At 64.6% G+C, this 19268-nt stretch carries 20 protein-coding genes; 2 read left to right on the forward strand and 18 right to left on the reverse strand.

Going from position 1 to position 19268, the window contains the following annotated elements; genetic code table 11:
- Positions 1–236 precede the first annotated feature (236 nt).
- Positions 237–1304 (forward strand): uroporphyrinogen decarboxylase, encoded by a 1068-nt coding sequence (gene hemE, locus J2Y83_RS01515; RefSeq protein ID WP_253392906.1) that lies wholly within the window; start codon positions 237–239, stop codon positions 1302–1304.
- Positions 1305–1352: 48 nt separating this feature from the next.
- Here hemE and J2Y83_RS01520 read toward each other — a convergent pair whose 3' ends face one another.
- On the reverse strand, positions 1353–2621 hold the full coding sequence (locus J2Y83_RS01520; protein WP_253392908.1) for an MFS transporter: 1269 nt from the start codon (positions 2619–2621) through the stop codon (positions 1353–1355).
- A 124-nt stretch (positions 2622–2745) separates the two neighbouring features.
- On the opposite strand from J2Y83_RS01520, the gene J2Y83_RS01525 reads away from it, so the two are divergent.
- Entirely contained in the window at positions 2746–3639 is an 894-nt protein-coding gene (locus J2Y83_RS01525) for a LysR family transcriptional regulator (RefSeq protein WP_253392910.1), read from the forward strand.
- 63 nt (positions 3640–3702) lie between these two features.
- Here J2Y83_RS01525 and J2Y83_RS01530 read toward each other — a convergent pair whose 3' ends face one another.
- From J2Y83_RS01530 to J2Y83_RS01610, 17 genes are read right to left on the reverse strand one after another with little or no spacing between them, the layout of a single operon-like run.
- Positions 3703–4122, reverse strand: a complete 420-nt coding sequence (locus J2Y83_RS01530) for a hypothetical protein (protein WP_253392912.1) — start codon at positions 4120–4122, stop codon at positions 3703–3705.
- Positions 4123–4147: 25 nt separating this feature from the next.
- On the reverse strand, positions 4148–5374 hold the full coding sequence (locus tag J2Y83_RS01535) for a beta-ketoacyl-ACP synthase (protein WP_253392915.1): 1227 nt from the start codon (positions 5372–5374) through the stop codon (positions 4148–4150).
- Positions 5374–6102, reverse strand: a complete 729-nt coding sequence (gene fabG / locus J2Y83_RS01540) for a 3-oxoacyl-ACP reductase FabG (protein WP_057003639.1) — start codon at positions 6100–6102, stop codon at positions 5374–5376. Before fabG ends, J2Y83_RS01535 begins: the two co-directional genes overlap by 1 nt.
- The gene (locus J2Y83_RS01545; protein ID WP_247402200.1) at positions 6099–6560 is read right to left on the reverse strand and encodes a hotdog family protein; all 462 of its coding nucleotides are present in this window, start codon (positions 6558–6560) and stop codon (positions 6099–6101) included. Before J2Y83_RS01545 ends, fabG begins: the two co-directional genes overlap by 4 nt.
- Positions 6557–7723, reverse strand: coding sequence for a beta-ketoacyl-[acyl-carrier-protein] synthase family protein (locus tag J2Y83_RS01550; protein WP_253392917.1), 1167 nt, complete (start codon positions 7721–7723; stop codon positions 6557–6559). The genes J2Y83_RS01545 and J2Y83_RS01550 overlap by 4 nt, the downstream gene beginning before the upstream one ends.
- The gene (locus J2Y83_RS01555) at positions 7720–8202 is read right to left on the reverse strand and encodes a hypothetical protein (RefSeq protein WP_253392919.1); all 483 of its coding nucleotides are present in this window, start codon (positions 8200–8202) and stop codon (positions 7720–7722) included. Before J2Y83_RS01555 ends, J2Y83_RS01550 begins: the two co-directional genes overlap by 4 nt.
- Positions 8199–8933 (reverse strand): class I SAM-dependent methyltransferase, encoded by a 735-nt coding sequence (locus tag J2Y83_RS01560; protein WP_253392921.1) that lies wholly within the window; start codon positions 8931–8933, stop codon positions 8199–8201. Before J2Y83_RS01560 ends, J2Y83_RS01555 begins: the two co-directional genes overlap by 4 nt.
- On the reverse strand, positions 8930–10177 hold the full coding sequence (locus J2Y83_RS01565) for an NAD(P)/FAD-dependent oxidoreductase (protein WP_253392929.1): 1248 nt from the start codon (positions 10175–10177) through the stop codon (positions 8930–8932). The genes J2Y83_RS01560 and J2Y83_RS01565 overlap by 4 nt, the downstream gene beginning before the upstream one ends.
- Before the next feature lie 33 nt (positions 10178–10210).
- Positions 10211–12541, reverse strand: a complete 2331-nt coding sequence (locus tag J2Y83_RS01570; protein ID WP_253392931.1) for an MMPL family transporter — start codon at positions 12539–12541, stop codon at positions 10211–10213.
- Positions 12513–13199: an outer membrane lipoprotein carrier protein LolA gene (locus J2Y83_RS01575; protein ID WP_253392933.1), complete on the reverse strand. Its 687-nt coding sequence runs from the start codon at positions 13197–13199 to the stop codon at positions 12513–12515. The genes J2Y83_RS01570 and J2Y83_RS01575 overlap by 29 nt, the downstream gene beginning before the upstream one ends.
- Positions 13193–13621 (reverse strand): acyl-CoA thioesterase, encoded by a 429-nt coding sequence (locus J2Y83_RS01580; protein ID WP_253392940.1) that lies wholly within the window; start codon positions 13619–13621, stop codon positions 13193–13195. Before J2Y83_RS01580 ends, J2Y83_RS01575 begins: the two co-directional genes overlap by 7 nt.
- Positions 13614–15155 carry an HAL/PAL/TAL family ammonia-lyase gene (locus tag J2Y83_RS01585; protein WP_253392943.1) on the reverse strand — a complete coding sequence of 514 codons (1542 nt, stop codon included), beginning with the start codon at positions 15153–15155 and terminating at the stop codon, positions 13614–13616. The genes J2Y83_RS01580 and J2Y83_RS01585 overlap by 8 nt, the downstream gene beginning before the upstream one ends.
- Positions 15139–16074: an LpxL/LpxP family acyltransferase gene (locus tag J2Y83_RS01590; RefSeq protein ID WP_253392945.1), complete on the reverse strand. Its 936-nt coding sequence runs from the start codon at positions 16072–16074 to the stop codon at positions 15139–15141. The genes J2Y83_RS01585 and J2Y83_RS01590 overlap by 17 nt, the downstream gene beginning before the upstream one ends.
- A complete protein-coding gene (locus J2Y83_RS01595) occupies positions 16071–16805 on the reverse strand; it encodes a glycosyltransferase family 2 protein (protein ID WP_253392947.1) in 735 nt (244 codons plus the stop codon). Before J2Y83_RS01595 ends, J2Y83_RS01590 begins: the two co-directional genes overlap by 4 nt.
- Positions 16798–18468, reverse strand: coding sequence for an acyl-CoA synthetase family protein (locus J2Y83_RS01600; protein ID WP_253392949.1), 1671 nt, complete (start codon positions 18466–18468; stop codon positions 16798–16800). Before J2Y83_RS01600 ends, J2Y83_RS01595 begins: the two co-directional genes overlap by 8 nt.
- Positions 18465–19010: a hypothetical protein gene (locus J2Y83_RS01605; RefSeq protein WP_253392951.1), complete on the reverse strand. Its 546-nt coding sequence runs from the start codon at positions 19008–19010 to the stop codon at positions 18465–18467. The genes J2Y83_RS01600 and J2Y83_RS01605 overlap by 4 nt, the downstream gene beginning before the upstream one ends.
- A complete protein-coding gene (locus J2Y83_RS01610; protein WP_247397222.1) occupies positions 19007–19261 on the reverse strand; it encodes an acyl carrier protein in 255 nt (84 codons plus the stop codon). Before J2Y83_RS01610 ends, J2Y83_RS01605 begins: the two co-directional genes overlap by 4 nt.
- Positions 19262–19268: the final 7 nt, after the last annotated feature.

Here is a 19268-nt window from a genome sequence, read left to right on the forward strand (position 1 = left end):
TTCACCTTTGAAATGTGGCCAAAATGTGGGAGGGGGCTTGCCCCCGATAGCGGTGGCCCAGTTAAAGATACTTAGACTGACACACTGCAATCGGGGGCAAGCCCCCTCCCACATTTGGTGTTGATGTGCCCAAGAGATTGTCGTAAATCAACCCGATAGATAAAAGGCACGGCTCATCCCGTGCCTTTTGCGTCGCGCTCTGAGAAAATGCCCGTACTTTTTTTGCGGATGCCGACATGACTGCCCTCAAGAACGACCGTTTCCTTCGTGCCCTGCTCAAGCAGCCCGTTGACGTCACCCCTGTGTGGATGATGCGTCAAGCCGGTCGCTACCTGCCGGAATACCGCGCCAGCCGCGCCAACGCCGGCGACTTCATGAGCCTGTGCATGAACCCGGAGTTCGCCTGCGAAGTCACGATGCAGCCGTTGGACCGCTACCCGGAACTGGATGCGGCCATCCTCTTCTCCGATATCCTCACCATCCCTGACGCCATGGGCCAAGGCCTGTACTTCGAGACCGGCGAAGGCCCGCGGTTCAAGAAAGTCATCAGCACCCTGGCCGACATCGAAGCGCTGCCGATCCCGGACCCGCACAAAGACCTCGGTTACGTGATGGACGCCGTCAGCACCATCCGCCGCGAGCTCAATGGCCGCGTGCCGCTGATCGGCTTCTCCGGCAGCCCCTGGACCCTGGCGACCTACATGGTCGAAGGCGGTTCGTCGAAAGACTTCCGCAAGACCAAGGCCATGCTCTACGACAACCCACAGGCCATGCACCTGCTGCTGGACAAGCTGGCGCAGTCGGTCATCTCGTACCTCAACGGCCAGATCATGGCCGGTGCGCAAGCGGTGCAGATCTTCGACACCTGGGGCGGCAACCTGTCGTCGGCGGCGTACCAGGAGTTCTCCCTGGCCTACATGCGCAAGATCGTCAGCGGCCTGATCCGTGAACACGAAGGCCGTAAAGTGCCGGTGATCCTGTTCACCAAGGGCGGCGGCCTGTGGCTGGAAAGCATCGCCGATGCCGGCGCGGATGCCCTGGGCCTGGACTGGACCTGCGACATCGGCGAAGCCCGCCGCCGCGTCGGCAATCAGGTCGCGCTGCAAGGCAACATGGACCCGACCGTGCTGTACGCCAAGCCGGAAGCCATCTGCACCGAAGTCGGGCGCATCCTGGCCAGCTACGGCAAGGGCAGCGGGCATGTGTTCAACCTGGGTCACGGCATTACGCCGGAAGTGAACCCGGAACATGCCGGTGCGTTCCTGCGTGCGGTGCATGAGTTGTCGGCGCAGTATCACGAGTGATCGGCGCGCAATGAAACACGCCCGGCTTATGCCGGGCGTTTTTGTTTGTCAGGCCGTTTGCAGCGGCGCCAGTTTCGCCAACTTCAACGCCACCAGCAACGCGCCGATCAACAGTGCGACGATAAACCCACCAATCCCGTTCCACCCGGCGAAGTGCCAGAAGAACCCACCCGCAGTGCCGGCAACGCTCGACCCCGCGTAGTAGCAGAACAGGTACAACGACGACGCCTGCCCCTTGGCTTTCACCGCGCGGCGGCCGATCCAACTGCTGGCCACCGAGTGGGCGCCGAAGAAGCCGAACGTGAACACCAGCATGCCGGGGATCACCAGCCACAGCGGAGTGAACAGGGTCAGGGCGATGCCGGCAAGCATCGACACGATGGTCGCCCACAGCACGCGGCGGCGGCCGAGGCGGTCGGCCAGGGAGCCGATTTTCGCCGAGCTGTAGATGCCCGAGAGGTACACCAGCGACAGCAGGCCGACCACGGCCTGGCTCAGGTCATACGGGTCGGCCAGCAAGCGGTAGCCGATGTAGTTGAACATCGTCACGAACGCGCCCATCAGCAGGAAGGCCTCGAGGAACAGCCACGGCAGGCCCGCGTCCTTGAAGTGCATGACAAAGCCGTCCACCAGGCTGCGCGGCTTGAGGCTACTGGCGCGGAAGTTGCGCGATTCGGGGAGGATCTTCCAGAACACCGTCGCCGCGATCAGGGCCAGGGCGCCGATGATCAGCATTGCCGTGTGCCAACTGACGAAGTCGATCAACACGCCGATGATCAGCCGCCCGCTCATGCCGCCGATGGCGTTGCCGCCGATGTACAGGCCCATGGCGAGGCCGATGTGCTGGGGGTGGATCTCTTCGCTCAGGTAGGTCATCGCCACGGCGGCCAGGCCACTCAGCGACAGGCCCACCAGCGCGCGCATCAGTAGAATCCCTTCCCAACTCGGCATCAGGCCGCTGGCGATGGTGGCCAGCGCGGCGCAGAACAACGCGGCGACCATCACCGGCTTGCGCCCCAGCGTGTCGGAAATCGGCCCGGTGATCAGCAGGCCCAGGGCGAGCATCGCCGTGGACACCGACAGCACCAGGCTGCTTTGCGCCGCGTTGATGGAAAATTCGTGGGACAACGCCGGCATCATCGGCTGCACGCAATACAGCAGGGCAAACGTCGCGAAACCGCCCGAGAACAGCGCCAGCACGGTGCGCATGAACATCGGTGTGCCTTTTTCGATGTACGTGTCAGTGAGCTGCTCCACCCTTTTATCCAGGGCAGTCGGCGGGACTTCTTGAGCGAATGGAGCGACAGCAGATTTCACGGGGACCTCGGGGAGCAAAAGCCTGCCAGGACCGGCAATGCAAAAAAGAATATAGCTGCCTAATGATTCTTTCCAATATATTGTTCGACCTGTTTGATAGCTTTAACGACCTAATGAGGCTGCTATGGAATTACGTCACCTGCGCTACTTCATCGCCGTCGCCGAAGAGCTGCATTTTGGCCGGGCGGCGCAGGTCCTCGGGATCTCGCAACCGCCTCTGAGCCAGCAGATCCAGGCGCTGGAGCACGAGGTGGGCGCGCGTTTGTTCGAGCGCACCAACCGTCGGGTCGAACTGAGCGAAGCCGGGCGGTTGTTCCTGCACGAGGCGCGACTGGTGCTGGCGCAAGTCGATAAGGCCGCGGATGTGGCACGCCGGGCGCAGTTGGGTGAGCTGGGCGAACTGAAGATCGGTTTCACGTCGTCGGCGCCGTTCAATTCGAGCATCCCCCAGGCGATCTTTGCGTTTCGCCAGGCGTTCCCGGCGGTCCACCTGAATTTGCAGGAAATGAGCAGCGCCGTAGTCGCCGAATCGCTGGTGGATGAGTCGATCCAGGTTGGCCTGATGCGCCCGCTGCCGTTGCCGGATTCGCTAAGTGTGGTGGAGTTGATGCGCGAACCCTTGGTGGCGGTGCTCAACGCCGGTCATCCCTTGGTGCAAGGCAGCGAGCGGGGCTTGCACCTGGCGCAGTTGGCCGAGGAGCCGTTCGTGTTTTTCCCGCGCAGCTACGGCAGCGGTCTCTACGCGCAACTGCTCAACCTGGCCCGCGACGCCGGCTTCAGCCCGCACTTTGCCCAGGAAGCCGGGGAGGCGATGACGATCATCGGGTTGGTCGCGGCGGGGTTGGGCGTGTCGGTGCTGCCGGCGTCCTACCAGCGCATCCGCATCGATGGCGTGGTCTATCGCACCCTGCTCGACCAGGAGGCGGTGACGGCGGTGTGGCTGGTGCAGCGCAAGGGCGTGCAAACGCCGATGGCGCAGGCGTTTGTGGAGTTGTTGACGCGTAAGGCGGTGCAATAGGCGTGCTGAACTGGCTTTATGTGGCGAGGGAGCAAGCTCCCTCGCCATAGAGTTGGAACGATTTCAGTTCTGCGGCGCCGTATTCGCTTCATTCACACCATAGTTGCGCAACCCCGCCATGATGTCCCGATCCAGCATGCTCACCCAACGGTTGTAGTTGCGATGGATCTTGCCGTCCTTGTAGCCCAGGTCGCGGCTGTCGCGGTAGGTGATCGCGTAACTGTTGCGGGTGTAGCGGATGTCGATGGCGGCGTAGAACTGATTGCGCACGGTGATCTCAGCCTGCACCAGTTGCGGGCTCAGGCGTTGCACGGTCCATTCGCGTTTTTGCAGGGCGGCGACGATCGCCTGTTTGACTTTTTCTTCGCTGACCTGGGCATTCGCCGGCAGGTCGTGCTGGGTGTTGAGCACCGGTTTGCTGGTGCAACCGGCGCTGCTCAGCAGGGCCAGGGTGATCAGGGTGGCGCGTAGCAAGGAAGACATTCCGTTTTCTCCAGTCGATTAAAAGTCAGGGCCAGCGGCGGAAGATCAACGAGGTGTTGACGCCGCCGAAGGCAAAGTTGTTGTTCATCACGTAGTCGTGGTGCATCTCGCGAAACTCACCTTGCAGGTAATCCAGCTCGCCACACTGCGGGTCGACGGAATCCAGGTTGAAGGTGTGGACGTACTGGTCGCGGTTCATCATCTCGATGCTGAACCACGACTCCAGCGCCCCGCACGCGCCCAGGGTGTGGCCGAGGAAGCTCTTCTGCGAACTGATGGGCATGCGGCTGCCGAACAGGCTGTGGGTGGCCAGGGTCTCGGCGATGTCGCCCTGGTCGGTGGCGGTGCCATGGCCGTTCACATAGCCGATGGCCGAGGGCTCAAGCCCGGCGTCTTCCAGGGCCAGCTCCATGGCGCGGCGCATGGTTTTCTGTTCCGGGCGGGTGGTGTGCTGGCCGTCGGCGTTGCTGCCGAAACCGACAATTTCGGCGTGGATATGCGCGCCACGGGCCAGGGCGTGTTCGAGTTCTTCAAGCACCAGCATGCCGCCGCCTTCGCCGATCACCAGGCCGTCGCGGCCGCTGTCGTAGGGGCGCGGGCTGGTCTGTGGCGCGTCGTTCTTCAGGCTGGTGGCGTAGAGTGCGTCGAACACCATGGCTTCGGTGGGGCACAGCTCTTCGGCGCCGCCGGCGAGCATCAGCGGCAGGCGTCCGAACTTGATCGCCTCATAGGCATAGCCGATGCCCTGGCTGCCGCTGGTGCAGGCGCTGGACGTGGGGATCAAGCGCCCGGTGAGGCCGAAGAAGATGCTGATATTCGCCGCCGTGGTATGGGGCATCATGCGCACATAGGAGTTGGCGTTCAGCCCCTCGGCCACCGAGTTGAGCAGCATGTTGCCGAACGCCTTGATCTCGTCGGTGCTGCCGGTGGACGAGCCGCAGGCCACGCCCATGCGCCCGTCCTTGATCGACTCGTCACCGAGCAAGCCGGCGTCTTTCAGCGCCTGCTCCGCCGCCCACACCGCCAGGCGCGATACGCGGCCCATGCTGCGCAGTTGTTTGCGCGTCCAGTGCGCGGGCACGACGAAGTCGTCGATCGGCCCGGCCAGGCGCGTGTTCAACTCGCTGAAGCGGTCCCACTCGTCCATGCGCCGGATGCCGCTGCGGTTGGCGCGAAAGTTGGCGGCGATGGTGTCCCAGTCGCTGCCCAGGGAGGTGATGCCGGCCATGCCGGTTACGACCACGCGCTTCATCAGCACAGACCTCCGTTCACGGCCAAGACCTGGCGGGTGATATAGCCCGCTTCGGCCGACATCAGGAAATTCACCGCGCCGGCGACTTCTTCCGGCGTGCCCATGCGCTGCGCCGGGATCATCTTCATCAGCTCTTCCACCGGTACGTTTTCATCGAGCATCGCGGTGTCGATCAAGCCCGGTGCGACGCAGTTGACGGTGATCTTGCGCTTGCCCAACTCGATGGCCAGGGCCTTGGCCGCGCCGATCAGGCCGGCCTTGGAGGCGCTGTAGTTGACCTGGCCGCGATTGCCGATCAGCCCGGACACCGAGGTGATACACACGATACGCCCGGCTGCGCGCCGACGGATCATCGGCATCATCACCGGGTGCAGCACGTTGTAGAAACCGTCGAGGTTGGTGCGCATCACCACGTCCCAATCGTCTTCCGACAAGGCCGGGAACGCGCCGTCGCGGGTCAGGCCTGCGTTGAGCACCACGCCATAATACGCGCCATGTTGCTCCACGTCGGCTTCGAGGATTGCCTTGCACTCGGCACGCTCGGAAACGTCGAATTGCAGCACCCGCGCCTTGCGGCCCAGGGCCTCGATCTCGACCTGCACCGCGTCGGCTTCTGCTCGACCGCTGCGGCAATGCAGCACGATGTCGTGCCCGGCCTGGGCCAGGCGCAAGGCAATGGCGCGGCCGATGCCACGGCTGGAGCCGGTGACCAGTACGGATTCAGTCATGGCGTTTCGTCCTTCGATTCATCTAAATAGGTGGCCGCCTGGGGCGGTCTAAATACGTTCAAGCGGGCGCTGGCGTGGATGCCGTCGCCGGTGAGGTGGCATTCGAACACACCCATGCCGTTGTCGTCTTCCAGGGACCGCAGGCCGTGGATGGTCAGCTCGGTACCGGCCGGGAAGTGCTCGACGTTGCACTCGAACTTACGTGTGCCCAACAGGAAGCCCAGTTCTACCGCCTGGCCGTTCTGGCGCGCGCGGCAACCGGCGTAGGCCGCGACGCTTTGCGCCATCAGCTCGATACCGACCCAGGCCGGCAGGCTGCCGTCCGGGCGATTGAACAAGCCACCAGGCTTGACGGTGAGGCGGGTGTGAATCTGCTCTTCATCGAACGACAGCACCTGGTCAATCAGGATCATGTCGCCCGCATGGGGCAGCAGTGTGGCGAGTGGCCAATCGATCATGGGGCCTCTCCGATAATCAGGCTGACGTTGTTGCCGCCGAACGCAAACGAGTTGCTCATCAGGCAGCGTTTTTCCAGGGCGGCGCCGCTGCGTGCCCACTGCAAGGCGGGCAGCGCCGGGTCGCCCTGGCCGTCCCAGACGTGGGGCGGCAGCCGGCCGTGGGCCAGGCTCAGCCAGCAGAACGCCGCTTCCAGCGCGCCGGCCGCGCCCAGGGTGTGGCCGCTCATCGGTTTGGTCGATGAACAGGCCACGCCGTCGGGAAACAGGCTGGCGACGGCCAGGCTTTCCATGGCGTCGTTGTGTTGGGTGGCGGTGCCGTGCAGGTTCAGGTAGCCGATCTGCTCAGGCGTTAAGCGAGCGCTGGCCAGGGCCTTGCGCATTGCCTGCAACGCGCCTTTACCGCTGGGCTCCGGCGCGGAAATATGATGCGCATCGCAACTCGCGCCACTGCCCAGCAGCGCGATGGGGGCCGGCTCGCGAGTCATCAAAAATAACACCGCTGCTTCGCCGATGTTGATGCCGTTGCGGTTCACCGAAAACGGGTTGCAACGTTCGTTCGAGACCGCCTCCAGCGCGGTAAAACCGTTGAGGGTCAGCTTGCACAGGCTGTCGACGCCGCCGCAGATCACCGCATCGCACAGCCCCAGCTCCAGCAGGCGCCGAGCGCTCATCAAGGCGCGGGCGCTGGAGGTGCAGGCGGTGGAAATCACATAGGCCGGGCCGCTCAGTTGCAGCCAGTCGGCGAGGAAGTTCGCCGGGGCGCTGAGTTCCTGTTGTTGGTAGTCATAGTCGTCGGGGAACTGGTGATCGCGCAGGTAATGGGCAATGCCGCGACTGGCTTCGTCGATGCCCGAGGTGCTGGTGCCGAGCACAATGCCGACCCGCGCCGCGCCGTAGCGTTCGATCGCCTGGCGGATCTGGCCTTCGATCTGCAACGCGGCTTCCAGCAGCAACTGGTTATTGCGGCTGCTCTGCTGGCCCAACTCGGGCGGGATGGTCGCCAGTTCGCCCGGCACACCGCCAACCGGCAGCACCCGCTCGGGCACCCAGCCGCTTTCGGCGCGCATGCCGGAGCAGTCGCCGGCAAACAGGCTGCGGCTGACGTCGGTCTGGCCGCGCCCGAGGGCGCAGATCACGCCGAGGGCATTGAGGTAGGCGGTCATCGCGCCATTCCCAGCGGGGTGATGCGATAGCTCAGCGGTTGCCCGCGCATGCGAACGCTGAACACCTCGGATGACTGATAGACGATTTGCCAATGACCCGGCAGGGTGCGCGTCAGGTCCATCGCTTGGGCGTTCGGGTAAAGCGCGCGGAGGTCATCCGCCGAGGTCAGGGCAAACAGCAACGCGGCGAACAGCTCGCGCGCTTGCGGATTGGGCGGCAGCAACCCGTCGGCCTGCCACGTTCCGTCGATCAGTTTTTGCCGGGCCTGGGGGATGCCCAGCGGGTCCATCATCGACCAGCGGATCGCAGCGCCTTCGCGCTGGATCACCAGCAACCAGTCCTGGCTCTGACCGTCCGCCAGGCGCTGCACGTGCAGTTGCATCGGCAAGGCGAGTGCCGGGGTTCTTTCCGGCAATGGCGGTTGACTGGCGCAGGCGCTCAGCAGCAACAGGCAGCCGATCAGCAGCAAACGCATCATGGTGCCGCGCTCGCCAAGGGCTTGCGTGCCACGCAGTTGACCAGGGTTTCTTCGCGCTGGCCCACCGGCGGTGCCTTGCGCAGGCCCCAGCGTTCCAGCAGGCCGAAATCACTGGCCCGGCTCCACCACAAGTAGGGGTACGAGACGTTCTGCGTGCCGAACTCAAAGCCCTGTTCGTGCAGCATCTGCAGGTACTCTTCGGCGCTTTTCTGCACCTGCATGGGGTGGCGGAACAGCCAGCGAATCACCCAGGTGTCGATATAGGCTTCGGTGGACTCGGCAAACAGCAAATAGCCGCCGGGCTTGAGCACCCGATAGAACTCTTTCAGTGCGCGATGCTGCTCAACCAGATGATGGAAGGTCTGGTGGCAAAACAGGATATCGACGCTGGCGTCCGCGACGTTGAGGGTGGCGCAGTCGCTGCCGATCAGCTCGACGTTCAGCCCTTGGCGCGCGGCCTCCGCCTTGCTCAGTTCCAGGCTGTGCGGGTCGGCATCCAGCCCGATCAGGCGCGACGGCTCGAACACCTGCTGCAGCAGCTTGAAGGATTTGCCCTGGCCGCAGCCGGCGTCCAGCAATACCGGCGCCACCGGCAGCGGCTCGCTGAACAGGCGGCGCAGGTCGTTGATCGCCACGCGCAACACGTGGTGCTGCCAGGTGTGGCTGCGCAGGAACCAGAAGCCGAATTTGGTTTCCTCGACGTAGTTCTTACTTAAGTACTGACTGCTCACACGGCATCCCCTGCACAAATTTCCGACAACATCCGTAACCGCCGTTTGGGCTCGCTGACAAACGGGTTGCGCTCGTCCCAGGCGTAGCCGGCGAGGATCGAACTGATCATCCGGCGAATCTCCGGCGAGCTGCCGGGGTGAAAAATAACATCCTGGAACGTCCCGGCGTACCAGCCTTCGACGTAGCAGCGGAAGGTGTCGACGCCGCGCTTCAACGGCTCGGCAAACTCGCGCTGCCAGTCCACGGCTTCGCCGTTGAGCTGACGATGCAGCACGCCGGCCGCCATGCTCGCCGAGCGCATGGCGATGGTCACGCCGGAGGAGAACACCGGGTCGAGGAATTCCGCCGCGTTGCCCAGCAGTGCAAAGCCCGGGCCGTGCAAGGTTTTGACGTTGGCCGAGTAGCCGCCGATGGTGCGCGCGGGGGTGTCCCACACGGCGTTTTGCAGCACGCCGGACAGGCTCGGGGTTTCGTCGATGAACCCGCGCAGGCAGGCGTCGAGATCGGCGTCACGGCCGGCAAAATGCTCCTTGGCCGCCACCACACCGACCGAGCAACGGCCGTTGCTGAACGGGATGGTCCAGAACCAGATGTCGCGTTGGGTCGGGTGGGTTGTCACGAGGATCTTGGTGCGGTCGAAGCCTGGGTGTTCGATGCGGTCCTCGACATGGGTGAACACCGCCTGGCGCAGCGGGAAGTCCGACGGCGCTTCGAGGTCCAACAGGCGCGGCAGTACGCGGCCATAGCCGCTGGCATCGAGCACGAATTTGGCTTTGACGTGATACTCGCTGCCGTTCTCCCGGCGCACATGCAGGTAGTGGGTTTCACCGCTGAAATCCACGCCGACGATGGTTTCGCCGTAACGGATGTCGACGCCTTGCAGCGCCGCCTGATCGGCCAGCAACTTGTCGAACTCGCCGCGCTGCACCTGGAAGGTGGTCGGCTTGCCGTGGCTGAACGTGTCAGCGAAATCAAACGCGCTGTAACGCTCGCCCCAGGCGAACGCGGCACCGGTTTTTACCTGGAAGCCGGCCGCCTGCACGGCGTCGAGCATGCCGGCTTCTTCGATAAAGTCGATGCAGTGCGACAGCAGGCTTTCACCAATCGAAAAGCGCGGGAAATGCTGGCGCTCGATAATCAGCACATCATGCCCTTTACGCTTTAACAGCGCGGCGGCGATGGCACCGGACGGGCCGGCACCGATCACCACCACCTGGCGACGTTCCATTTCAACTATGGGCACGAGGGCTCCTTGCCACTTTGGCGATAATCACATTCATGAGGCATGCTTCTGGCGGCCGGCCCAGGGCGCCAGCATAAAGCTGAAGGCCAGGCCCAGGCTGACCGACAGGCCGAAATTACTCACCGCAGGCGTACTCGACACCGCCAGCAGGCCGAACGACAACCACGTCGTCAGCGCCGCCAGCAGCGTCCCCAAAAGGCTCACCGCCGGGCCGCCGATCTGCTCACGCATCAGGATCGCGTAGTCGACACTGATGGCGGTGACCAGCAGCAGGCCGAACAGGCTGAACAGCGTCAGCGGCTGGCCCAGCCAACCGAAGCTGGCCAGGCTGCACAGCGCGGCCAGCAACGGCAGGGCGACAATGCGCAGTGCGCCGCCAAAGCCGAAGGGCACGATCAGCAACAGCACGATCAGCCCGCAGGACATCAGTTTCAATTCAGCCGCGCTGATCTGCGTGGCGGCGAACACCCGGTTCAAATCCCCCAGGCGATCCACCAGTTGCACTCCCGGCAGATCCACGGCCTGCACCTGCAGCAGCGCCGGGTTGTTCAAGCCTTGCAGGCTGACCATGGCCGCTACGCCGCCGTCGACCGGGCCCAGCCACAGCGTGCGCCAGGGTTCGCCCAGCGGCCCGAGCAGCGCGGCGTCGATGTCTTCGGTGGGCAGCGCTTGCAGTTGAGCGACTTCGGCTTGCAGCGCGCTGACGGGCACGCCGAGGTCGAGCAGCGGCTGCCAGTGCGCGGGAAGTGCATTCAGTGCCTCGCGCAGCCGTTGTTGCTCGGCGGGCAGGTTGACCAGTTGATTGAGCGCCAGATAACCCTGGAGCTTGTCCATATTCACCAACTGCTCCAGGCGCTGGCCCAGGGCGGCCTGGCGTTCCAGCAACTGCTGCTGATTGTCGGCGCGCACTAGGAAGAACTGGCTGGTGGGTTGGAACCCGGTGATCCGCGCCACGGCCTGGGCTTCCTGTAGCAATTGCGGCGGGGCGCCGATCCACTGGCGCAGATCGTTTTTACTGTTCAACTGCCACAAGCCGCCGGCACAAAACAGCAGCACCCACACCAGCAGCACTGCGCTCGGCACGCGTTTGATCAACCCGCTACGCATCAGCCACAGGCTTTCGGCGATGCGCAGCGGCCATTGCGCCGGGCGCAGTTCGACGCCGTTGAGCAGCGCTGGCAGCAGGCATACGGCGGACAGGTACGCGCCGACCAGGCCTGCGGCGGAGAACACGGCGATCTGGGTCAGCGCCGGGAACGGCGTCCAGGCCAGCGCCAGGTAGCCGATGCAACTGGTCGCCAGGCTCAGGCTCAGGCCCGGCAGGGTCAGGCGCAACGCCGGCCAACTGCGCCACGGCTGCAGGCTCCAGCTTTTCGACAAGTAGTGCAGCGGGTAATCCACCGCCACGCCGATCAGGCTGGAGCCGAGCACCAGCGTCATCACATGCATATGCCCGAACAGCGCCACACAGGCCACCGCGCCGAACAGCATGCCCACCAGCACCGGCACGAAGGCCAGCAGCACGCGCCAGCGCCGGAACGCGAGGAGCAACAGCAGCAGAATGCCGACGGTCGCGCCGCCGCCGACCCAGGTGATTTCGCGGGTGGCTTGCTGTTGCCCGGCGGCGGCGTAGAGCAAACCGCTGGCCGCGAGCAGTTGCGCGCCGTGCTCGGCGGCCTGGGCGCGGCTGGCCTGGAGCAAATCGGCGACTTGCAGCGGCAGTTTCATATCGAAGGCATTGCCGGTGGTGCGCGCGCGCAGCATCACCCAGCTCTTGCCGTCGGCATCGGCGACCAACGTGCCGCTGCCGATATCCAATTGCACCGCGCCGCGCTGCGGCTGGCTGTTCTGAATGCGCCCGGTCAGGCCCAGCCAGTCGTCCTGGCTCGGCACCAGGCTGAACCCGGTGAACGGGTCGAACAGCGCTTGCACACGCTGCTGGATGAACGCGTCGGGGTGGTCGATCAGTTGTTCGCGGTCCTTGGCCGCGAGCATCGACAAGCGCCCGCGCAACAATTGCTCGCGCAGCGCCGGCAGGTCGGCTTGCAGGTTCCATTGGACTTTTTCAAACAGGCCGCTGGCTTGCCAGCGCTCACCCAATTGCTCGGCTACGTTGACCGCTTGCTGGCGGTCTGCGTGCCCCACCAGAACCAGCATTTCGCGGTTCAGCGGTTCCTGCATGCGCTGTTCGGCTTGCAGTTCGAGGGCGTCCGGCGTGCTACCCGGCACCAGTTCCATCAGGTTGGCCGACAACGGCGCGCCATGGCGCCATTGCCAGCCGGCCAGGGCCAGCACGGCCACCAGCAGGATCAGGAACAGGCGCGGCAATAAACGCTCACTGGGCAAAGTCGTGTTGCTCCGCATCGCTCAGGGGAAGGTCGGCGCTGCTGTCTTGCATGCGCAGCACGGTGCTGTCGCCCTGGGTTTCCAGCAGTTCGATGGTGTGGACCAGCGTGCCGCCGTCGATATTGATCTGATTGAACACTTGCTTGAGCAGCAGCGAGCGCGGGGTCAGCGTCAGCTTCCACTGCTCGGCTTCACCCTGTAGTTGCAGGTCGAAGTCACGCTGCAAGCCGCTGCTGTCGCCCTGGAGCACGGCGAGGAACAGGCGGTTCTGTTCGGCCCCGGCGCTCTTGTTCGGCAGCGTTTGCCAGCCATTGGCATCCCGCCGCGCAATGCCTTGGGCGCTGATGCGGTAATCCTGTTGCAGTGGGGTTTTGAGCAGCCACAGCAGGCCGTGGTCCTTGGCCAGGACGAAGGTGCCTTTGCTGACCAAGGGTTGCGGCAGGGCGCGCAGGTGTTTTTCCTGGATAAAGCTGCCGTGGATCACGCTGGGTTTGGCCAACTGATCGCTGAGTTGCTGCAGGTCGAAGGCCTGGGCCGCCGCCGAAAAACCAAACAACGCGAACACTGTAGGAGCGAGCTTGCTCGCGAAAAACCGGAGGGCACCACGGGGTGTCAGGTGACCAGCGTTATCGTTGACGATCTTCGCGAGCAAGCTCGCTCCTACAGGGCTCAGCATTTCAGGGCCTTTTCGACGGCGTGGGTGAAGACGGTGGGTGAGGCCAGTTGCATCTCGCGGCTGGCGATGTCGACCGCCACTTGCACCGTGCTGGCGCGGGTCAGGCGTTCGCCGCTGGCGCGGTCGGTGATCAGGTAGTTGACCTTCAAACGGTTCTCCCATTCCACCAGGCTGGCGCGCACGTTGATCGTCTGGCCGAAGGTAGCGCCGCGCACATAGCGCAGTTGCAGGTCGATCACCGGCCAGGCGTAGCCGGATTCGAGCATCGCCGTGTAGTTGTGGCCGATCTTGTCGAGCAAGGCGCAGCGGGCGATTTCCAGGTACTTCACGTAGTGCCCGTGCCAGACCACGTTCATGGTATCGATGTCGAAAAACGGCACGAGGATTTCAGTGTCGCAATGCAGCACGCCCTGACTACGCATGCAGCCTCCAGTGTTGCTCGGCGATGCGTTGCAGGCACAGGCGCAGTTCGCCTTCGAGGGCGCGGTCTTCGATCACTGGCGGGAAGTCTTTGGCCAGCTCGCTGTGCATCGCCGCCAACGCCGGCGGCAGTGGGCGCGCCTCGGCGGCCTGGGCGCGCAGCCACACGCCTTGGTTGGCAGCGAGCAGGGTGGCGGCGGCGACCTGTTCGGTCAGCTCCAGCACGCGGATCGCATCACGGGCGGCGATGGTGCCCATGCTCACTTTGTCCTGGTTGTGGCACTCGGTGGAGCGCGAGAACACGCTGGCCGGCATGGTGTTTTTCAGCGCTTCGGCGGTCCAGGCGCTGGTGCCGATCTGCACCGCTTTGAAGCCATGGTTGATCATCGCGCGATCGGCCGGGGCGCCCGACAGGTTGCTCGGCAGGCCGTGGTTGTAACGCACGTCGACCAGCAGCGCGAGCTGGCGGTCGAGCAGGTCGGCGACGTTGGCCACCAGGGTCTTGAGGCTGTCCATGGCGAAGGCGATGTGCCCGCCATAGAAGTGCCCGCCGTGCAGCACGCGCTCTTCTTCGGCGTCGATGATCGGGTTGTCGTTGGCGCTGTTGAGTTCGATCTCGATGAACGAGCGCAGCCAGTTCAGGCTGTCGGCCAGCACGCCGAGGACGTGGGGCGCGCAGCGCAACGAGTAGCGATCCTGCAAACGGTGCAGCGGCGCAGTCGGCGCATCAATCGCCAGATCCTTGCGCAACCACGCGGCGACTTGCATCTGCCCCGGGTGCGGCTTGGCGGCGAACAGGCGCTCGTCGAAGTGTTCCGGGTTGCCTTGCAGCGCCACCACGTTCAGCGCGGTGATGCGCGTGGCCAGTTGCAGCAGGTAGTCGGCGCGGGCGAAGGCCAGGCAGGCGAGGCCGGTCATCACGGCGGTGCCGTTCATCAGCGCGAGGGCTTCCTTGGGGCGCAGTACCAGCGGTTCCCAGCCCAGTTCGCGGTGCACGTCGATGGCCTGGCGGCGTTCGCCACGGAACAGCACGTCGCGTTCGCCGGACAGCGTCGCGGCCACGTAGGACAGCGGCGTCAGGTCGCCGCTGGCGCCCACCGAGCCTTCTTCCGGGATCAGCGGCAGCACATCGTGTTCGAGGAACGCGTGCAGGCGTTCGAGCAGTTCCACGCGCACCCCGGACACGCCGTGGCACAGCGACTGCAAGCGCGCCGCGAGCACGGCACGGGTGGCTTGGGCGTCGAGCAACTTGCCCAGGCCGCAACCGTGGAAGGTGTACAGGTGACGCGGCAGGGCTTCGACGTGCTGCAACGGCACGGCCACCACGCACGAGTCGCCATAACCGGTGGTCACGCCGTAGATCACGCCTTCCTTGTCCAGCAGCGAGTCGAGGAACTGCGCGCCCTTGGCGATGCGCTGGCGATAGGCGGCATCGTCCTGCAAGTGCGTGGGCGCCTGACGGTTGGCCAGGGCCAATACGTCTTCAATGCGCAAAGCGCGTTCGCCAAACGTTACCGGCTCAAGATGCGTCGTCATCGGTCTTCCAGAAAGGGTAAAAGTTGAACCATTGTTGGGGCGCTTCCAGGCAGAACTGGCCCAGGCGTGCGGCGTAGCGCGCGGTCCACAGGGCTATGACCTGCTCGCGGGTGCTGCGTTTCCATTCGATCAGTTGGGTAAACGGTTCGATGGTCAGGCGATAGCGGCCCTGGTGCTTGAGGCACATCAGCAGGTTGACCGGGCATTTCAGCAGCCCGGCCAGCAGCCACGGGCCTTGGGGGAAGGCGGCATCGTGGCCGAGGAAGTCCACGCGCACCGTGCGCCCGCCGTGCAGCGGCACGCGGTCACCGGCGATGGCCAGCCATTCGCCGTCGTCCAGGCGCTGGCTGAGCAGCAGCATGGTGGCCGGGTCCAGCTCGCTGACCTGGATCAGGCGCAAATGGGTCGCGCCGGCTTCGCCCAGCAGACGGTTGAAGCGTTCGGCGTGCTTGGTGTGGACCAGCACGTTCATGGTGACTTTTTCGCCAATCTCCGCGAGCGCGCGGCACACTTCGAGGTTGCCCAGGTGCGCGCCCACCAGCATCTGCCCGCGTTGGCCGCGCAGTTGGCCGCGCAATTGCGCCGGGTCGTTGATTTCGATCTGCTCGATGCGCAGCTTGCCGTTCCATACGTCGAGCTTGTCCAGCAGCGCATCGGCAAACGCCATGAACTGGCCGAAGACTTTGCGCAGGGTCGGGCGCAGCTCATCACGGCCGCTCCATTGCGCCAGGCGCTGCTGGTAATGCCAGGCGCTCTGGCGCGCGGTGCGGCCGAACAAGAAGAAGTACAACACGATGCCGTACAACAGCGGGCTCAACAGTCGGCGCCCGAGCAGCTTGGCGGCGACAGCGGTGAGTTTCATCAGCCAGAAACTGCCGCGCTCTTCGCGGTCGGCCCAGTGTTTGCCGCTGTCGCTCATGCCTGCCACCGTCGCCACAGAATCATCGGTGCGCGCACCAACATGCCGAAGAACAGCCGGGTGTGCATGGCCGAGATGCGCACGTTGTCGCGGAACAGGCGGAAGTGCGACAGGCCGTCGGCGGGGTAATGCACCTTCGTCGGCAGCCAGCGCATCGGCTGGTTGCGCCAGGCCAGGCGCACCAGGATGTCCGAGTCGAAATCCATGTGGGTGCCGATGTAGGCCGAGTCCATCAGGGCCAGGGTCGGTGCCAGCGGGTACACGCGAAAGCCGCACATCGAATCGCGAATCTGCAGCGACAGGGTGTTGATCCACACCCACACGTGGGTCAGGTAACGCGCGTACAGGCGGCCCTTGGGCACGCTGTCGTCGTATTCGGGGTAGCCGCAGATCACCGCCGTGGGGTGTCGGCGCGAGGTGTCGATAAAGTGCTCGACTTCGCGCAGGTCATGTTGGCCGTCGGCGTCCACTTGCAGGGCATGGGTAAAGCCCAGGCGCGCCGCTTCGCGGAAACCCGCCATCACGGCGCTGCCCTTGCCTTGGTTGGTGGGCAGGGTGAGCAGGCTGACGTTGTCGAGGCTCGCCAATTGCGCCAGCACCGCCGCGCATGCCGGGCTGCTGCCATCGTCCACCAGCAGGCACGGCAGGCCGCTGTCGAGCAGGCTGTGGACCACGGCCGGTACGGCGGCTTCATGGTTGTAGACCGGGATCAGGGCGCAGGGGTTATGCATGCGCAGGTTCCAGTTGAATCCGGCCACTGGAGCAGGCCGCGACGCCGTTACGGTAGGCGAAATACAGCTTGCTGCGTTCCGGGTCGAAGCGCAGGTGCAGTTCGATCTGGTCGCCGGGGCGCACCAGTTGCTGGAACTTGAGCACTTCCATGCCGGCAAAGGTTGCCGGCAGGTCGAGCAGTTGCTGGCCGAAGTTGAACGCCCACTCCACCTGCACCACGCCCGGCAGCACTGGCGTCACCGGGAAGTGGCCGCTGAAGTAGGCCAGGTCCGGCGGGATGCTCAGTTGCAGGGTCCATTCGCCGTCGATTTCGACTTGTTCCAGCACGTCCGGTGCTTTTGGCCGGGGCGCGAGTAGCAGTGCTTCGATGTCGGCCTGGGGCAGCTTGCCTTGGCTGTTCAGGGGCAAGTGCCGCAGTAGACGCCAGCGACGCGGCAGGGCCAGGGCTTCGCAGTGTTGGCTGAGGTGTTGGCGCAGGGTTTGCGTGACGGTACGCCGGCCCTGGTTGCGCAGGGCATGCAGGCCATCGGCGCTCAGCACCACGAGAGCCCCGAGGCTGGCGCGGTTTTCCTGGACCACGCCCAGGCGGGTGTCGGCGACCCAGGGGTGCGCCATCAGGGCCTGTTCGAGCATGGGCAGGGAGATACGTTTTTCTTCCAGTTTGACGATGCGATCCAGGCGGCCCAGCAGTTCGAAGCGGCCATCGGCATGCAGGCGGGCGGCGTCGGCGGTCTGTTCGATATGCCCGACGGGCAGGTACGGTGAGGCGATGCACAGGGCGCCGTCGGCGTCCTGGCTCAGTTTTACGTCGGCGAACGGTTGCCACGGTTGCGCGCCCTGGCGCCAGGCAATGCCGCCGGTTTCCGAGCTGCCGAGGATTTCCGTCGGCCATTGCTGCAAGCGCTCGTACAGGCTGGCGGCCGCGTCGATGGGCAAGGCGCCGCCGGAGGAGAACACCCGCGACACTTGGCTCAGGGCCGGCCAGTCGAGGTTGTCGCCCATCCGCTTGAGCAGCGCCGGGCTGGCGACCCAGGCGAACTGTGGGTGCTCGCGGCTGGCGCGCTGCAAATCCTCCGGGAAGGCCAGTTGGCGGCGCACGAAGGTACGGCCGGCGCATAACGGCCACAGCACGCGGAACAACAAACCGTAGATGTGCTGGGTGGCGACGCTGCCGATGATGCACGCGTCTTTAAGGTCTGCGCCCCACAGCGCTTCCAGGGCCTGCACCTCGTTGGCCAGTTGGCGCAGGGTCTTGTCGATGCGCTTGGGTTCGCCGCTGGAGCCGGAGGTACACAGGCTCAATTGGCACGCATCCAAATCGAGGGCGGCAGGGCTCAACGGCGCTTGATACAGCGCGTCCAGATCGGCGGCTTCGGTCAGCCAGGCGTCGACGGCATCGGCCCAGCGTTGGCGGGTCTGCGGTTGCAGATCGGCGGGCAGCAGCACGCCGACGCCGGCGCGCCAGGCACCCAGCAGGGCGATCGCCAGCAGGCCGGCGTCTTCCAGATGCACGGCCACGCGCTGAATGCCGCGTGCGTACAGGCCTGCCGCCAGGCGCAGGGATTGTTCCCACAGTTGGGCGTGATTCATCGCAGGCTCGGTGGTGACCCAGCGCTGTTCCAGCGGCTCAAGCAGCAAGTGCTCAAGTTTCAACCCATTCATACGCGGCCTCGAACCCTTTGTCGTACCAGCCATTCCACGGCAAACAACAGCCCCATCAGCCCGTAGGCGATCAGGCCGTTGTACAACGTCCACCAGCTCAGCGGCGCCCACAGGGTGAGGGCGGCGGCGAGCAGGCCATTACACAGAAAAAACACGCTCCACACCACGGTGACCTTGCGCGTATACACAATGGCTTTCGGCGGCAATTGCGGGTCGGTCATGCGTGCCAGGCGTTCGGCCATCGGCGGGCCGTATTTCAGGCTCAGGCCGAACAGCGTCAACATGAACGCACTGACCAGGCTCGGGTACCAGCGCAGCAGGTGCGGGTTATCGAACCAGGCCAGGCCTAAGCAAAACACGATGATCGCCATTGCCATCCAGCGGCTGCCGGGGCGCCTTGCACCCGTGAGCGCGCGCAGCAACCACAGGCCGCCGAGCAGCAGGCCGAATTGCCAAGGTGCAAAGTGTTCGGTGCCGTAATACACCGCAAAGGGGTACAGCAGCCCCGCCAGCAACAGGCCAAGGCCGATCAGCCGGCTCATGCGGCAGGCGCGACCAGACGGTACACCGCCTCAACCACGTCATTCACGGTGCGCACGGCCTTGAACTCTTCGGCAGCGATCTTCTTGCCGGTCTGGCGCTTGATATGGTCGATCAGGTCCACCGCGTCGATGCTGTCGATTTCCAGGTCCTGGTACAGGTTGGCGTCGAGGGTGATGCGTTCAGGTTCCAGTTCAAACAGTTCCACCAAGGCAGCGCGCAGGGTGTTGAAAATATCGTCACGAGTTTGCATGGTACGG

Origin of the sequence: Pseudomonas marginalis, from assembly GCF_024169655.1 — a bacterium.
Classification (GTDB): Bacteria; Pseudomonadota; Gammaproteobacteria; order Pseudomonadales; family Pseudomonadaceae; genus Aquipseudomonas; species Aquipseudomonas paraveronii.

Bases quoted from the DNA above. Each gene is read 5' to 3' on its own strand.
- J2Y83_RS01530 (WP_253392912.1), bottom strand. From the start codon at position 4,122: ATGTCTTCCTTGCTACGCGCCACCCTGATCACCCTGGCCCTGCTGAGC.
- J2Y83_RS01535 (WP_253392915.1), bottom strand. From the start codon at position 5,374: ATGAAGCGCGTGGTCGTAACCGGCATGGCCGGCATCACCTCCCTGGGC.
- J2Y83_RS01570 (WP_253392931.1), bottom strand. From the start codon at position 12,541: ATGCGGAGCAACACGACTTTGCCCAGTGAGCGTTTATTGCCGCGCCTG.
- J2Y83_RS01600 (WP_253392949.1), bottom strand. From the start codon at position 18,468: ATGAATGGGTTGAAACTTGAGCACTTGCTGCTTGAGCCGCTGGAACAG.
- J2Y83_RS01575 (WP_253392933.1), bottom strand. From the start codon at position 13,199: ATGCTGAGCCCTGTAGGAGCGAGCTTGCTCGCGAAGATCGTCAACGAT.
- J2Y83_RS01555 (WP_253392919.1), bottom strand. From the start codon at position 8,202: ATGATGCGTTTGCTGCTGATCGGCTGCCTGTTGCTGCTGAGCGCCTGC.
- hemE (WP_253392906.1), top strand. From the start codon at position 237: ATGACTGCCCTCAAGAACGACCGTTTCCTTCGTGCCCTGCTCAAGCAG.
- J2Y83_RS01595 (WP_253392947.1), bottom strand. From the start codon at position 16,805: ATGCATAACCCCTGCGCCCTGATCCCGGTCTACAACCATGAAGCCGCC.
- J2Y83_RS01605 (WP_253392951.1), bottom strand. From the start codon at position 19,010: ATGAGCCGGCTGATCGGCCTTGGCCTGTTGCTGGCGGGGCTGCTGTAC.
- J2Y83_RS01590 (WP_253392945.1), bottom strand. From the start codon at position 16,074: ATGAGCGACAGCGGCAAACACTGGGCCGACCGCGAAGAGCGCGGCAGT.
- J2Y83_RS01545 (WP_247402200.1), bottom strand. From the start codon at position 6,560: ATGATCGATTGGCCACTCGCCACACTGCTGCCCCATGCGGGCGACATG.
- J2Y83_RS01580 (WP_253392940.1), bottom strand. From the start codon at position 13,621: ATGCGTAGTCAGGGCGTGCTGCATTGCGACACTGAAATCCTCGTGCCG.
- J2Y83_RS01585 (WP_253392943.1), bottom strand. From the start codon at position 15,155: ATGACGACGCATCTTGAGCCGGTAACGTTTGGCGAACGCGCTTTGCGC.
- J2Y83_RS01525 (WP_253392910.1), top strand. From the start codon at position 2,746: ATGGAATTACGTCACCTGCGCTACTTCATCGCCGTCGCCGAAGAGCTG.
- J2Y83_RS01610 (WP_247397222.1), bottom strand. From the start codon at position 19,261: ATGCAAACTCGTGACGATATTTTCAACACCCTGCGCGCTGCCTTGGTG.
- J2Y83_RS01550 (WP_253392917.1), bottom strand. From the start codon at position 7,723: ATGACCGCCTACCTCAATGCCCTCGGCGTGATCTGCGCCCTCGGGCGC.
- fabG (WP_057003639.1), bottom strand. From the start codon at position 6,102: ATGACTGAATCCGTACTGGTCACCGGCTCCAGCCGTGGCATCGGCCGC.